Annotated in this window: 12 protein-coding genes and 1 pseudogene; 9 read left to right on the forward strand and 4 right to left on the reverse strand. The window is 67.6% G+C overall.

The window, feature by feature from the left end:
- Positions 1–135: 135 nt before the first annotated feature.
- Together ABIE00_RS04830 and ABIE00_RS04835 are read right to left on the reverse strand one after the other, a co-directional pair.
- Positions 136–558 (reverse strand): hypothetical protein, encoded by a 423-nt coding sequence (locus ABIE00_RS04830; protein ID WP_306925158.1) that lies wholly within the window; start codon positions 556–558, stop codon positions 136–138.
- A gap of 14 nt (positions 559–572) precedes the next feature.
- Positions 573–1,244: a trimeric intracellular cation channel family protein gene (locus tag ABIE00_RS04835; RefSeq protein ID WP_354257456.1), complete on the reverse strand. Its 672-nt coding sequence runs from the start codon at positions 1,242–1,244 to the stop codon at positions 573–575.
- Between the two features lie 60 nt (positions 1,245–1,304).
- Here ABIE00_RS04835 and ABIE00_RS04840 point away from each other — a divergent pair, with 60 nt between their 5' ends.
- From ABIE00_RS04840 to ABIE00_RS04880, 9 genes and pseudogenes are all read left to right on the forward strand, one after another.
- Positions 1,305–2,165: a sirohydrochlorin chelatase gene (locus ABIE00_RS04840; protein ID WP_354257459.1), complete on the forward strand. Its 861-nt coding sequence runs from the start codon at positions 1,305–1,307 to the stop codon at positions 2,163–2,165.
- A gap of 145 nt (positions 2,166–2,310) precedes the next feature.
- Entirely contained in the window at positions 2,311–4,050 is a 1,740-nt protein-coding gene (locus ABIE00_RS04845; protein WP_354257462.1) for a nitrite/sulfite reductase, read from the forward strand.
- Between the two features lie 26 nt (positions 4,051–4,076).
- Entirely contained in the window at positions 4,077–4,817 is a 741-nt protein-coding gene (locus ABIE00_RS04850) for a phosphoadenylyl-sulfate reductase (protein WP_354263276.1), read from the forward strand.
- On the forward strand, positions 4,814–5,761 hold the full coding sequence (cysD, locus tag ABIE00_RS04855; protein WP_331573258.1) for a sulfate adenylyltransferase subunit CysD: 948 nt from the start codon (positions 4,814–4,816) through the stop codon (positions 5,759–5,761). Before ABIE00_RS04850 ends, cysD begins: the two co-directional genes overlap by 4 nt.
- Positions 5,761–7,182 carry a sulfate adenylyltransferase subunit 1 gene (locus tag ABIE00_RS04860; protein WP_354257465.1) on the forward strand — a complete coding sequence of 474 codons (1,422 nt, stop codon included), beginning with the start codon at positions 5,761–5,763 and terminating at the stop codon, positions 7,180–7,182. Before cysD ends, ABIE00_RS04860 begins: the two co-directional genes overlap by 1 nt.
- Before the next feature lie 137 nt (positions 7,183–7,319).
- Complete coding sequence (locus tag ABIE00_RS04865) at positions 7,320–8,486, forward strand: RtcB family protein (RefSeq protein WP_354257468.1); 1,167 nt, start codon at positions 7,320–7,322, stop codon at positions 8,484–8,486.
- Between the two features lie 147 nt (positions 8,487–8,633).
- Positions 8,634–9,765 (forward strand): annotated as a pseudogene (locus ABIE00_RS04870) (ABC transporter substrate-binding protein).
- A gap of 52 nt (positions 9,766–9,817) precedes the next feature.
- Positions 9,818–10,543, forward strand: a complete 726-nt coding sequence (locus ABIE00_RS04875; RefSeq protein WP_354257471.1) for an ABC transporter ATP-binding protein — start codon at positions 9,818–9,820, stop codon at positions 10,541–10,543.
- Positions 10,533–11,528, forward strand: a complete 996-nt coding sequence (locus ABIE00_RS04880) for an ABC transporter permease (protein WP_354257474.1) — start codon at positions 10,533–10,535, stop codon at positions 11,526–11,528. The genes ABIE00_RS04875 and ABIE00_RS04880 overlap by 11 nt, the downstream gene beginning before the upstream one ends.
- A gap of 67 nt (positions 11,529–11,595) precedes the next feature.
- Here the strand turns inward: ABIE00_RS04880 and ABIE00_RS25925 are convergent, their stop codons facing one another.
- Positions 11,596–12,108, reverse strand: a complete 513-nt coding sequence (locus tag ABIE00_RS25925; protein ID WP_502914271.1) for an Rv1352/Rv1906c domain-containing protein — start codon at positions 12,106–12,108, stop codon at positions 11,596–11,598.
- Positions 12,109–13,091: 983 nt separating this feature from the next.
- The gene (locus ABIE00_RS25930) at positions 13,092–13,757 is read right to left on the reverse strand and encodes a hypothetical protein (RefSeq protein WP_502914198.1); all 666 of its coding nucleotides are present in this window, start codon (positions 13,755–13,757) and stop codon (positions 13,092–13,094) included.
- Positions 13,758–13,838: the final 81 nt, after the last annotated feature.

Below are 13,838 nucleotides of genomic sequence, written 5' to 3' on the forward strand. Positions count from 1 at the left end.
CACTTGGCACGTTTGCTCCCGAGTGACGCCCTCGTGACCTACTTTGCGGCCGCGGGTCCCACGACACGCCGAGCAGGCGGCGCGCTGAGGCCCGTCCGCAGCCAATCAGGGTCAGGACGGCAGCAGCCAGGAAACCTAGTCCTCGTCGTTGAAGGCCCAGTCGAACATATCGAAGACGAACTCCGAGAAGGTGCCTTCCTCGCTCTTCCACTGGCCGCGGGCGTTGTTCCGGCGGTACACGATGGGGTCCGGGATGCTCAGGTCGCCGATGCGGAAGCCCCAGGTGAAGTTTTCTTCCTCGTCCTCGAGGAACATGAGGAAGCCTTCGTCATCCACCTCGAGTTCCTCAGGGTCCCAGAAGTAGTGGTAGGCCTCCATGAGGTCCTCGCACCCGCCCAGCGCCAGGTAGAACTCGCGCAGCACCAGGGGGATGGTGAACTGGTGATCGGAGAGCTCCGCGTCCAGTTCCTCGGCGGACAGCCCGTCCTCTTCCTGCCATTCGTCTTCGAGATACTTCGGAACAAGCGCGCGGAACTTCTCGAGGAACATGTCAGTCATGGCTCTTATCCTAACTAATCCCGGCCCCTCGAATTCCCGGGTTCCAGACCCAGCCGGTGCCACCCTCGGACGGCCAGCGGGATGCGCCACGACCGGCGCCAGGCGACCACCCGGAACGCGAAGACCAGCGCCGCCACCGCGCATGCCGAGAAGGGATTGAACGCGCGAAGTTCCCACAAAATCGCGGTGAGGACGGCGCCGAGGAGGGCAGGCAGGGCGTAGAGGTCCCGGGCGTCGAACAGGCGGGGTACCTCGTTGGCCGTGATATCGCGCAGCAGGCCGCCGCCCACCGCGGTCGTGACCCCGAGCAGCGCCGCGGAGACCGGGTTCATTCCATATGCCAGCGCCTTCAGCGTGCCCGTAATGCAGAACAGGGCCAGCCCGGCGGCGTCGAACAGGGTGAGGAGTGAGGTGTAGCGCTGCACGCTGGAGAACAGGAAGTACACCAGCCCGGTGGCCAAGAGCGGCGGCACCAGGTAGGCCGGATTGCTGAACGCCGCGGGCGGACCCGCGTTGAGGATGATGTCGCGGATCACGCCGCCGCCCAGCGAGACCAGGGAGGCGAGCAGCAGGGATCCCATGAGGTCGAACTGCTTCCGTGCGGCGAGCAGCGAGCCAGACACTGCGAAAAAGAAGATGCCGGCCAGTTCCAGCCATGCCAGGGCGGTGTCAAAAGAAAATGTCATGGAGCGTCCCGGCATATTTCAAGGGGCGGACAGTGCAGCTCCAACGTTACGCTAGCCCCTATGAATAGCCCGATCCTGATCGCCTGCGCCCACGGAACCTCCAACGCGCAGGGAGCCGCCGAGGTCAACGCCCTCCGTGACGCCATGGCCGCGCTGCGTCCGGGGCTCGATGTCCGCGAAGCGTACGTGGACGTCCAGCAGCCCGATCTGGTCGACGTGGTGGCCGGGCTCCCCGCGGACCCCGCCGCGTCCACACTGGCGGCCGACGGCGGTGCTGCCGCCGGCCCAGCGTCCGGCGTCACCTCCGCGCCCGGTGCAGCAGTACCCCGGGCCGGCGGCGAGGCAGGCGCCGCCGGTGCCTCCGCCGTCGTCGTTCCATTGCTGCTCAGCGTGGGCTACCACGTGAAGGTGGACATTGCGAAGGCTGTTAAGAGCCGGCCTGGCACCGTGGCCGCGGCGCCGCTGGGCCCCGACCCCCGCCTCGCCGCCCTGCTGGACCAGCGGCTGCGGGAGGCCGGTGTTACGGACAACGATTCGATCGTCCTCGCCGCCGCGGGTTCCTCCAACCCGAACGCCGCCGTCAGTGTCGAGGAACTGGCCGGGCAGCTGGGGGCCCTGCGCTCCAACCGGATCGTGCCCGCATACGGGGCCTCGGCCAAACCCTCGGTGCCGGAAGCCGTGGCCATGCTTCGCGAGGAAGCCGCGGGCGGTGCCGGGGCAGGGGAGTCTGCCGGGGGAGTCAGCCTCGGCGGCCGCGTGGTGGTGGCCTCGTACCTCCTGGCGCCGGGCTTCTTCCACGACCAGCTCGCCAAGGCCGGCGCGGACCTCGTAACCGAGCCGCTGCTGCCCTCGCCGGTGCTCGCAGAGATCGCGCTGGAACGGTACGACGCGGCGCTGGCGGCCCACTCCGTCAACTCCTGAAAAGCGGCCCCGGAGCCAGGAGCCGGAAGCACAGCCGGGGGCGCCGTTCAAGGCCTCCCGGCGAGTCATGACGAAATGTTTCCTTAGGTGACTTAGCATTTCCGGTCCTTTGTGACGTATTTCGGCGCGGCTCTACAGTCGATGCATGACTGATACAGCTCTAGCCGGAGCGTCCACGGACAAGCCCGCGCGCCCCGCCCGTGCCTCCCGCCCCGCCGCCAAGCCTCACGGCCAGTGGAAGGTGGACGGAACCACCCCGCTTAACGCCAACGAAACCTGGAAACAGGAAGACGACGGCCTCAACGTCCGCGAGCGTATCGAGTCCATCTACGCCAAGGAAGGCTTCGACGCCATCCCCGGCCAGGACCTGCACGGCCGGTTCCGCTGGTGGGGCCTCTACACCCAGCGCAAGCCCGGGATCGACGGCGGCAAGACCGCAACGCTTGAGCCGCACGAGCTTGAGGACAAGTACTTCATGCTCCGCGTCCGGATCGACGGCGGTGCGCTGACCACCGAGCAGCTGCGCGTCATCGGCCAGATCTCCGTGGACTTCGCCCGCGACTCCGCCGACCTCACGGACCGCCAGAACATCCAGCTGCACTGGATCCGCGTGGAGGACATCCCCGAGATCTGGCGCCGCCTCGAGAGCAACGGCCTGTCCACCACCGAGGCCTGCGGCGACGTTCCGCGTGTCATCCTCGGCTCCCCGGTGGCAGGCATCGCCAAGGACGAGATCATCGACCCCACCCCGCTCATCGAAGAGCTGGGCGAGCGGTTCATCGGCAACCCGCTGCTGTCCAACCTGCCGCGCAAATACAAGACCGCCATCACCGGCCACCCGAGCCAGGACGTGGTGCACGAGATCAACGACTGCGCCCTGGTCGGCGTCCGCCACCCCGAACTCGGCGTGGGCTACGACCTGTGGGTGGGCGGCGCCCTGTCCACCAACCCGATGCTCGGCAAGCGCCTCGGCGCCTTCGTCACCCCGGAGCAGGCCGCCGACGTGTGGCTCGGCGTCACCAGCATCTTCCGTGACTACGGCTACCGCCGCATGCGCACCAAGGCCCGCCTGAAGTTCCTCCTCGCCGACTGGGGTCCGGAGAAGTTCCGCCGGATCCTCGAGGACGAATACCTCGGCTACAAGCTGGCCGACGGCCCCGCCGCGCCCAAGCCGTCCACCCCGGGCGACCACGTGGGCGTGCACGAACAGAAGGACGGCAAGTTCTTCATCGGCGCCACCCCCATCGCCGGCCGCCTCTCCGGCGCGCAGCTGGTGAAGCTCGCTGACACCCTCGAGGCCCGCGGCTCCTACCGCCTGCGCACCACCCCGCACCAGAAGATCGTGGTGCTGGACGTGGAGAAGAACGAGGTGGAGCCGCTCGTGGCCGAACTGGACGCCCTGGGCCTGTCCGCCCGCCCGTCCGTGTTCCGCCGCGGCACCATCGCCTGCACCGGCATCGAGTTCTGCAAGCTGGCCATCGTGGAAACCAAGGTCACCGCGGCCACGGCCGTCGCCGAGCTGGAACGCCGCCTCGCCGACCTGACGGAGAGCGGCCAGCTCCCGCAGGCCCTGTCGCTGCACATCAACGGCTGCCCCAACTCCTGCGCCCGCATCCAGACCGCGGACATCGGACTCAAGGGCATGATGCTCCCCACGCCCGACGGCGACCCGACCCCGGGTTTCCAGGTCCACCTGGGCGGCGGGCTGGCTTCCACCGACCGTGAAGAGGCAGGCCTCGGCCGCACGGTGCGCGGCCTGAAGGTCTACGTCGCAGACCTGCCCGACTATGTCGAACGGGTTGTCCGCAAGTTCGTCGCCGACCGCGCCGAGGGCCAGACCTTCGCCGAGTGGGCCCACGCAGCAGACGAGGAGGCACTCCAGTGAGCAAGCACGCATTGGGAGCCGACCCGGTGGTTGAGCCCGCCGAATCCCAGGCCCCGACAAGCGGAGCCAAGCGCTCCCACGACGAGCTGAAGGCCCTGGCCGAGGCCGGCGCCGCCGAGCTCGGCTGGGACGCCCCCGCCCGCGACGTCATCGCCTGGGTCGAGCGCAACTTCGACATGCCCGCCGTCGCCGTCGCCTGCTCCATGGCCGACGCCGTCCTGCCGGCGCTCGTCGCAGACCAGCTTCCCGGCGTCGATGTCCTGTTCCTGGAGACCGGCTACCACTTCCCGGAAACCTACGCCACCCGTGACGAGGTGGCCGCGAACCTCCGCGTCAACGTGGTGGACGTCCTCCCCGAGAACACCGTGGAGCAGCAGGACCGGCTCCTGGGCAAGGACCTGTTCGCCCGCGACGCCGCCCAGTGCTGCGCCCTCCGCAAGGTGGCCCCGCTGCGCCGCACGCTGTCCGGCTACGAACTGTGGTTCACCGGCGTCCGCCGCGGCGAGGCCCCCACCCGCACCAACACCCCGCTGGTGACGTGGGACGAGGCCAACGGCCTGGTCAAGGTCAACCCGATGGCCGCCTGGACGTTCGACCAGCTGGTCCAGTACTCCGACGACAACCTCCTGCCCGTCAACCCGCTCCTGTCACAGGGCTACCCGTCCATCGGTTGCCAGCCCTGTACCCGCAAGGTGGCTCCCGGCGAGGACCCCCGCGCCGGCCGCTGGGCAGGAACCAACAAGACAGAATGCGGACTACACGTATGAGCACTTTCCTAACTGAGGAGCCCACCCTGGTGACCGACGCAGCTGCCTCAACGCGCCTCTCCAGCCTGGACACCCTCGAATCCGAAGCGATCCACATCATCCGCGAGGTGGTGGCAGAGTTCGAGAAGCCGGCGCTGCTGTTCTCCGGCGGCAAGGACTCCGTGGTCATGCTGCACCTGGCCACCAAGGCGTTCTGGCCGGGCAAGGTCCCATTCCCGGTGCTGCACGTGGACACCGGCCACAACTTCCCCGAGGTCATCGACTTCCGAGACCGGACCGTTGAGCGGCTGGGACTGAAGCTCGTCGTCGGCTCCGTCCAGGAGTTCATTGACCGCGGCGAACTGGCCGAGCGTGCCGACGGCACCCGCAACCCACTGCAGACCGTTCCGCTGCTGGACGCCATCCAGTCCAACAAGTTCGACGCCGTCTTCGGCGGCGGCCGCCGTGACGAGGACAAGGCCCGCGCCAAGGAGCGCATCCTGAGCCTGCGCGACGAGTTCGGCCAGTGGGACCCGCGCAACCAGCGCCCCGAGCTGTGGAACCTGTACAACGGCCGCCACACGGTGGGCCAGCACGTGCGTGCGTTCCCCATCAGCAACTGGACCGAGCTGGACGTGTGGCGCTACATCGAGCGCGAGAACATTGAACTTCCCGGCCTGTACTACGCCCACGAGCGCGAGGTCTTCGCCCGTGACGGGATGTGGCGCGCGGTGGGCGAGGTTTCCCAGCCGCTGCCGCATGAGGAAGTCATCACCAAGACCGTCCGCTACCGGACCGTGGGTGACATGTCCTGCACCGGCGCCGTTGAGTCGGCTGCCGCCACCGTGCGCGACGTCGTGATCGAAGTTGCCGCCTCCACCATCACCGAACGTGGCGCCACCCGTGCGGATGACCGCATCTCCGAGGCCGCCATGGAAGACCGCAAGAAGGACGGCTACTTCTAATGACTACCGACATTGACACCGCCCGCGCCGCGGCCCTCCTGGACGAGGCCCCGCTCGCGTCCGCCTCGCTGTTCCGCTTCGCCACCGCAGGATCGGTCGACGACGGGAAGTCCACTCTGGTGGGCCGGCTCCTGCACGACTCCAAGGCCATCCTCGCCGACCAGCTCGAGGCTGTCGCCCGTACATCCTCGGACCGCGGCTTCGGCGGCTCGGCCGGCGGCATCGACCTTGCACTGCTGACCGACGGCCTGCGTGCCGAGCGCGAGCAGGGCATCACCATCGACGTCGCCTACCGCTACTTCGCCACGGACCGCCGCAGCTTCATCCTCGCGGACTGCCCCGGGCACGTGCAGTACACCAAAAACACGGTGACCGGCGCGTCCACGGCGGATGCCGTCGTCGTACTCATTGACGCCCGCAAGGGTGTCCTGGAGCAGACCCGCCGGCACCTGTCCGTGCTGCAGCTGCTGCGCGTGGCACACGTGATCGTGGCCGTGAACAAGATCGACCTCGTGGACTTCAGCGAGTCCGTGTTCCGCGAGATCGAGGCCGACGTGCAGCAGGTGGGCCGCGAGCTCGGCCTGGGATCCGACGGGATCGCCGACCTCCTGGTGGTTCCGGTTTCCGCGCTCGACGGCGACAACGTGGTGGAGCGCTCGGAGCGCACCCCCTGGTACACCGGCCCGGCGCTGCTCGAGGTGCTCGAGACGCTGCCCGCCGCCGATGAACTCGAAAGCCACCTGGAGAGCTTCCGCTTCCCCGTGCAGCTGGTCATCCGGCCGCAGGGCGCGCTGGCGCCGGACGCTGTTGCCGGCGGGCTCGACGTCGAGGAATACCGCGACTACCGCGCCTACGCCGGGCAGATCACCGAGGGTTCCGTAAAGGTAGGGGACAAGGTTTCTGTGCTCACGCCTGGCCAGGACCCGCGCACCACCACCGTGACGGGCATCGACTTCGCCGGCGCCTCACTGGAGGAAGCGGCGGCGCCGCAGTCGGTGGCGATCCGCCTGGCTGACGAGTTCGACGTTGCCCGCGGTGACACCATCGCCGCCGCCGGCACCGTCCGCGAAAGCTCGGCCGACCTGTACGCCCAGCTATGCTGGCTGTCCCCGAAGCCGCTCCGCGAGGGCGCCAAGGTCCTGGTCAAGCACGGTACCCGCACCGTGCAGGCCCTGGTCCGCAGTGTCAACGGCAAGCTGGACCTGGCCACCTTCAACCTCGAGGGTGCCTCCAGCCTGGAGCTCAACGACATCGGGCACGCACAGCTCCGGCTCGCCGCCCCGCTGCCGCTCGAGAACTACCTGCACCACCGCCGCACGGGCGCGTTCCTGGTGATCGACCCGCTCGACGGCAATACCCTCGCCGCCGGCCTGGTCAAGGACCACCCGGGCGACCATGAGGACGAGCGCTACAGCATCTGATTCCGCCGAATTCGCCGGAAGAGCAGCGAGGCCGCCGTATCCGTACGGCGGCCTCGCTGCGTTCCGGCGATCTCGCGGTTCCCGGGCCCTTGCCATGCCCAGACTGGCCCACCATCATCAAGAATGGGAGGCCGCTCGTGGAGACCATCAACAGCAAGCTCATCAACTGGGCGTCGATCCTGGATGACAGGACCCGTGAGCAGGCACTGACCACGTCCCGCCTGCCCTTCATCTACCCGCACCTGGCACTGATGCCGGACGCGCACCTCGGCAAGGGCGCAACGGTGGGGTCCGTCATCCCGACGCTCGGCGCGATCATTCCGGCCGCCGTCGGGGTGGACATCGGCTGCGGCATGATCGCTGTGCGGACCCAGTACGCCCTTAAGGAGCTGCCGCGGGACCGGAAACCGCTGCGGGAGGGCATCGAGCGGGCCGTCCCGCTGTCCGCCGGCCACAACAACCGCAAGGTGACGGCGACGGCGGAACCGCGCATCGCCGACCTGCACAGGCGGGCCGAGAAAGCCGGGTTCAACCCCGCCCAGTACGTGGCGAAATGGGACCTCCAGCTTGGCTCGCTCGGGTCCGGCAACCACTTCATCGAAGTCTGCACCGACGAGACCGACGCCGTCTGGCTGTTCCTGCATTCCGGCTCACGCGGCATCGGCAACAAGATCGCCCAGCATCACATCACGGTGGCGCAGGGAGTGGCCCGGGACAAGCGCATCACCCTGGAGGACCCGGATCTCGCATACCTGGAGGAAGGCACGCCGCAGTTCACGCGCTACATCAAGGAGCTGCGCTGGGCCCAGCACTTCGCCCTGCTGAACCGCGAGGAAATGATGGACCGCGTGATCCGGCAGTTCAGCGACTGGGTGGGCGGAACTGTCACGGAGACGGAGCGGATCAACTGCCACCACAACTTCACCCAGGAAGAGACTCATTACGGAAAGTCGGTCTGGGTGTCGCGCAAGGGTGCCATCAAGGCGGAGGCCGGCGACCCCGGCCTGATACCCGGGTCCATGGGGACGGCGTCATATGTCGTGGAGGGACTCGGCAATACGGCTTCCCTGAACTCCTCGCCGCACGGCGCCGGCCGGGAGTATTCACGTAACGCGGCGCGCAAGACGTTCACGCTGGCCCAGCTGAAGGAGGCCATGCACGGCATCGAGTTCCGGGCCACGGAAGCGTTCATCGACGAGATCCCGGCCGCCTACAAGCCGATCGACCAGGTCATGCGCGACGCCGCCGATCTGGTGAAGGTGCGGCACCGGCTGCGCCAGCTGGTCAATGTCAAGGGGGATTAGCCCCGAAATTCCACGGGCCCGCGCGCAGGCGGATTTTTGTGGCTGAATGTGACGTTGCATGAACCTGCGTGACCCCGGGTTTCCGCTCCGTTGAACCCCTTTTACGCCAGTCCCTATGGTGAATCCATGAGTACTTCCAGGCCGGGCATGACCCGCATTGTGGCCGGCGAAAGCCAGACGCCCAAGCGCCGCCGCGCCCTGGAAGTTGCGCTGGCTGTCGGGCTCGTCCTGCTGATCAGTGTGGGCGCTATTGTTGCGTCGGCCGTGGCCCGGGATTCCAATGCCTCGGCGGCCCCTGCGGCAGGCACGCCGGCAGCCGAGCTGAAGCTGGGTTACTTCGGGAACATCACGCACGCCCCGGCGCTGGTTGGCGTCAAGCAGGGCTTCATCGCGAAGAACCTGGGCAACACCAGGCTCAGCACGCAGGTGTTCAACGCCGGTCCGGCCGCCATCGAGGCACTGAATGCCGGCGCGATTGACGCCACGTACATTGGCCCGAACCCCGCCATCAATTCGTTCGTCAAGAGCAAGGGCGAGTCCGTCAGTGTGATCGCCGGGGCAGCCTCGGGCGGTGCGCAGCTGGTGGTCAAGCCGGAGATCAAGACCGCGGCCGACCTCAGGGGCAAGACCCTGGCCTCCCCGCAGCTGGGCGGTACCCAGAGACGTGGCGCTGCGCGCCTGGCTGGGCAAGCAGGGTTACAAGACCAACACCGACGGCGGCGGGGACGTTGCCATTAACCCCACCGAAAATGCGCAGACCCTGAAGCTGTTCCAGGACGGCAAGCTCGACGGCGCGTGGTTGCCCGAGCCGTGGGCGTCCCGCCTGGTGCTCCAGGCCGGTGCCAGGGTCCTGGTGGACGAGAAGGACCTGTGGGACGGCTCGCTGACCGGCAAGCCCGGCGAGTTCCCCACCACCATCCTGATCGTTAACAAGAAGTTCGCCGCGGAGCACCCGCAGACCGTGGAAGCCCTGCTCAAGGGCCACGTCGAGTCCGTGAAGTGGCTCAACGACACCCCGGCCGCCGAGAAGGCCGCCGTCGTCAACGCCGCCCTCAAACAGGACGCCGGCAAGGCACTGGCACAGAACGTCATCGACCGCTCGCTGAAGAACATCGTTTTCACGGTGGACCCGCTGGCCGGAGCGTTCAAGAAGCTGCTCCAGGACGGTGTGGACGCCGGTACCACCAAGAAGGCCGACCTCAACGGACTCTTCGACCTCCGGGCGCTGAATTCAGTGGCCACCGAAAAATCCACAGCTGCAGGGCTGGGCCAGGACTAGCCCGGCCCGCATCTGCGCCGCATTCAACGCACCACGAACAAAGGACGGGACCATGCCAGTCGTACTGGAAAACCTGGGCAAGCGCTTCGGCGAAGGCGCCCCGGTGCTGGACGACGTCAACGCCACCATCGGCAAGGGCGAGTTCGTCGCCCTCCTCGGTGCGTCCGGCTGCGGCAAGTCCACCCTGCTGAACATCATGGCCGGACTGGAGCTCCCGACGTCGGGCGCCCTTGAAGTGCCCAGCGACGGCGCCGCGTTCATGTTCCAGGACTCCGCCCTGTTCCCATGGCTCACCGCCCGCGAGAACGTCGAGCTGGCACTGAAGCTGCGCGGCGTCGGCAAGGCCGAGCGGCGCGTCAAAGCCGCAGAGCTGCTGGACCTGGTCCACCTCGCCGAAGCCGCGGACCGGCGCCCGCATGAACTGTCCGGCGGCATGCGCCAGCGCGTGGCCCTGGCCCGCTCGCTCGCGCAGGACCGCCAGCTGCTGCTGATGGATGAGCCGTTCGCGGCCCTGGACGCCATCACCCGCGACCTGCTGCACGACGAACTTGAGCGCATCTGGAAGGAAACCGGACGCACCATCGTCTTTGTGACCCACAACGTCCGCGAGGCGGTCCGCCTGGGCCAGCGCGTCCTCCTGCTCTCCTCCCGGCCCGGCCGCGTGGTGCAGGAATGGGAAGTCACCGAAGAACACCGTACCGACGCCGGTCTTGCCGGACAGCTGACCGGGGTCATCACCGCCCGGCTGCGAGAGGAGATCCGCCGCCATGCCAAGTAACCCATCTCCGGTGGCCGAGTCGCCCGAGGCGACCGAAACCCCGCTGGTTGCGCCCGTCGAAAGCCACGGGTCGGCTGGCGCTTCCGCCGCCGAAAAGGTGCACGCCGCGCTGACCCGGTCCTCGACCGGCTCGGCCGACCTGCGTGAACTGGAGTCCGGGCTGGACTCGCTGCAGTCGGACGCGGTCCGCAAGGCCCGGGTCGACTGGAGCCGGATCCTGCTTCCGGTCGCCGCCGTCGTGGTGCTCATCATCATCTGGCAGTTCTACGTCTCGCTGGGTCTCAAGCGGCGTGACCAGGTGCCCGGCCCCATGGATGTGCTGGAGCAGTTTGGCACCCTGTGGGCTGAGGGTTCGCTGCAGGAAGCCGTCTGGACCTCGCTGCAGCGCGGCCTTCTGGGCTTCCTGATCAGCGTCGCCATCGCGACGCCGGTTGGCCTGCTCCTGGCCCAGGTGGCGCCGCTGCGCCGGGCGTTCGGGCCGCTGATCTCGGGCCTGCAGGTTCTGCCGTCCGTTGCGTGGGTCCCGGCCGCCATCATCTGGTTCGGCCTCACGGATGCCACCGTGTACTTCGTGGTGTTCATGGGCGCGATCCCGTCGATCATCAACGGCCTGATCTCCGGCGTGGACCAGATCCCGCCGCAGTACCGCAGCGTGGGCACGGTCCTCGGCGCCTCGCGGCTGCAGATGGCCGTGCAGATCATCCTTCCGGCAGCGCTGCCGGGCTACCTCGGCGGCCTTAAGCAGGGCTGGGCCTTCTCCTGGCGTTCGCTCATGGCCGCGGAAATCATCGCCGTGGGCGGCACCATCGGGTTCGGCCTCGGCTCCATGCTGAACCAAGGCCGCGACCTCGCCGACATGACGATCGTGATGTCCGCGATCCTCCTCATCCTGGCCGTGGGCATCCTGATCGAACTGCTGGTGTTCGCGCCGATCGAGAAGCGCCTCCTCCAGCGCCGCGGGCTGCTCGCAGGCAGCACCCGCTAGGCACCTCCCGACTGAACAGGAAAGCCCGACGGCGGTAGTCGCCGTCGGGCTTTCGGCTTTCCGGAGGTTAGCCGCGCGTCAAGGTCCCGCAGCCGTGGACTTCGAAGCCCTTGGCCCACGACGGAATGGTCACGACGATCCACCCGGACGGGATGTCGTTGTCATAAATTTCGTCAAAGGTTCCGGTAAACCCGCTCAAGGTTTCCCAGTAGCAGAAGTCCTCCGACGCGAATCCGTAGTACGTTCCCGGCAGGATGTCGATCCCCACCCGGTAGGTCCCGTCCCTGGTGATGCTAGTGGCCCTTGCCCCGGTTGAAGGGACAGTGGTCCAGGCTCCACAGCCATCGCTTTCGAAGCCAACGTCACCGGGAAGGATCTGGACATAGGTCACACCTGAGACGATGTCGTTCGCGTTGATGTCACTTACGTTTCCCGAGAACCCGCGAAGACGTGCCCAGTAGCAAAAGGATCCGCCGGTGGACTTGTACAGCCCCGGCTTGATCTGCGTTCCCACCCGGTACGTGCCGTCGCCGCGAAGGACCGTCACTGCCCAGACCGGCAGCTTCAGCGCCGGGCTCATCGTGACCCTCGTGTCCGAGTAGATGAGGCTGGCGGAGACGCGGACCGTGATGGAGCGGCCGTTGTCCGCGGCGGTGAGCCGGTAGGTGCGGTAGCGCGCGCCCGAGATTGCGGCGCCGTTGCGGTACCACTGGTACGCGTAGGCCGACGGCGCGGGGGAGTAAGTGCCGGGATTGGCTGTGAGGACAGAGCCCGAGGAGGTAGCCCCGGTGATGCGCGGCGCCGTCTTCAGGTTGATGAGCGCCCTGCCAACGGTGACTGCGGCGGTGGTAACCGACCGCGTCGCATAGCCAGGCTTGGAGACCGTGACCTTCACGTTCACCCGTGAGCCGATGTAACTCGCGTTGAAATACAGCGCGTACCCAGTGCCGCCCTTGATTGCTACGCCGTTCCGGTACCACTGGTAGCGGATGGTGGTGCCGGCGGGCCAGCCCTGGGACACCTTCACGGTGTTGCCGTATCGGTGGGTTCCCACGACGGTCAGGGGCTTGGTGGCAGCGATGCTCCCTGCCGCAATGATGCGTGCGGCGGAGAAGCGGTCAACGGTGACGAAGCCGGCTTTGGTTGCCCGCACCCGCACCTTGAGCGCCTTGGCGTAGTCGGCCGCGGCCGTGGTGTAGGTGCGGCCGACAGCGCCGGCGATGGCCGCCGTTCCGCGGTACCACTGGTAGGACAGCACGGCACCGCCGGGAGCCCAGGTTCCTGCGTTCGCCGTCTGCACCTGGCCAACACGGGCGGTTCCGCTGACGGTGGGCACGGGCGCCGTTGCGAAGGTGGCGGAGACGCCGGTGGCCTGGACGGAAGAGAGTTCCACCGAGGTGAAGCCCGGAGCGGACAGGGTCACCTTGGCCCACAGTTTCTGTCCGACGTCGGCCACTGTGACGGTGTAACGCGCGGTGGTGGCCGCTCCGATGGCCAAGGTGCCGCGGAACCACTGGTAGGCCAGCGCTCCCTGGCTGGCGGAGTTCTCCCACTGCGGAGTGCCTACCGACAGCTCCTGGCCGACGGCGGGCGTGCCGGTAACGCCGTTGCTCCAAACAACTCCGGTGAAGGCCGCCGGGCGGACAGTAACGGCCGCGGCTGATACCTCGGTGTCGGGAGCCTGGGCCTCCGATGACGCCACATAGTGAGCTGGACGCTCTTGCCTGCCATGGACGGGACGATGTTCAGTACATCCGGTTCGCCGACCACGTGGCCGGCGGTCTGGACCGGAACGCCGTCGATGATCCAGCTGTACTGGATCCAGCCGGCCCCGTTCCACTGACCACCCATGGACGTGAGCGTGCCGCCGACGACGGGGTCGCCCTCAATAACCGGAAGGCTGACGTTTTCCGGAGCGGCAGACGCCGTCTCCGTGGGCACTGTTTCCGCGGGTGTCACCTCGGCGGGCACTGTTTCCGTCGGCGTGGCTTCCGCCGACGGCTCTCCAGCAGGATCCACGGGTGCCGGATCCGCGGGTGCCGGATCCGCGGGTGCCGAGTCAGCGGGAGCCGGTGCCGGCTCCGTAACAGTGCCGGTTTCCATCGGCAGCGCCTGTGCTGCCGGAGCCATCAGAAGTCCGGCAAGCAGCGCGATGCTCCCGGCTGTGGCGATGCTCCTGGTCAGAAAACCAGGGCGCGTCCGCGTACGGACGTTTTCGTGCAGAGACAACGAGTGTCCTTCCCCCATGTTGAGACCGATCGGTGAATCCGATCGGAGTTATTGTAGGGCTCGGCACAGACAATTCCGGTG

It is taken from the genome of Arthrobacter sp. OAP107 (genome assembly GCF_040546765.1).
Taxonomy (GTDB): domain Bacteria; phylum Actinomycetota; class Actinomycetes; order Actinomycetales; family Micrococcaceae; genus Arthrobacter.

Bases quoted from the DNA above. Each gene is read 5' to 3' on its own strand.
- cysD (WP_331573258.1), top strand. From the start codon at position 4,814: ATGAGCACTTTCCTAACTGAGGAGCCCACCCTGGTGACCGACGCAGCT.
- ABIE00_RS04845 (WP_354257462.1), top strand. From the start codon at position 2,311: ATGACTGATACAGCTCTAGCCGGAGCGTCCACGGACAAGCCCGCGCGC.
- ABIE00_RS04860 (WP_354257465.1), top strand. From the start codon at position 5,761: ATGACTACCGACATTGACACCGCCCGCGCCGCGGCCCTCCTGGACGAG.
- ABIE00_RS04880 (WP_354257474.1), top strand. From the start codon at position 10,533: ATGCCAAGTAACCCATCTCCGGTGGCCGAGTCGCCCGAGGCGACCGAA.
- ABIE00_RS04840 (WP_354257459.1), top strand. From the start codon at position 1,305: ATGAATAGCCCGATCCTGATCGCCTGCGCCCACGGAACCTCCAACGCG.
- ABIE00_RS04835 (WP_354257456.1), bottom strand. From the start codon at position 1,244: ATGACATTTTCTTTTGACACCGCCCTGGCATGGCTGGAACTGGCCGGC.
- ABIE00_RS04830 (WP_306925158.1), bottom strand. From the start codon at position 558: ATGACTGACATGTTCCTCGAGAAGTTCCGCGCGCTTGTTCCGAAGTAT.
- ABIE00_RS25925 (WP_502914271.1), bottom strand. From the start codon at position 12,108: ATGAGCCCGGCGCTGAAGCTGCCGGTCTGGGCAGTGACGGTCCTTCGC.
- ABIE00_RS04875 (WP_354257471.1), top strand. From the start codon at position 9,818: ATGCCAGTCGTACTGGAAAACCTGGGCAAGCGCTTCGGCGAAGGCGCC.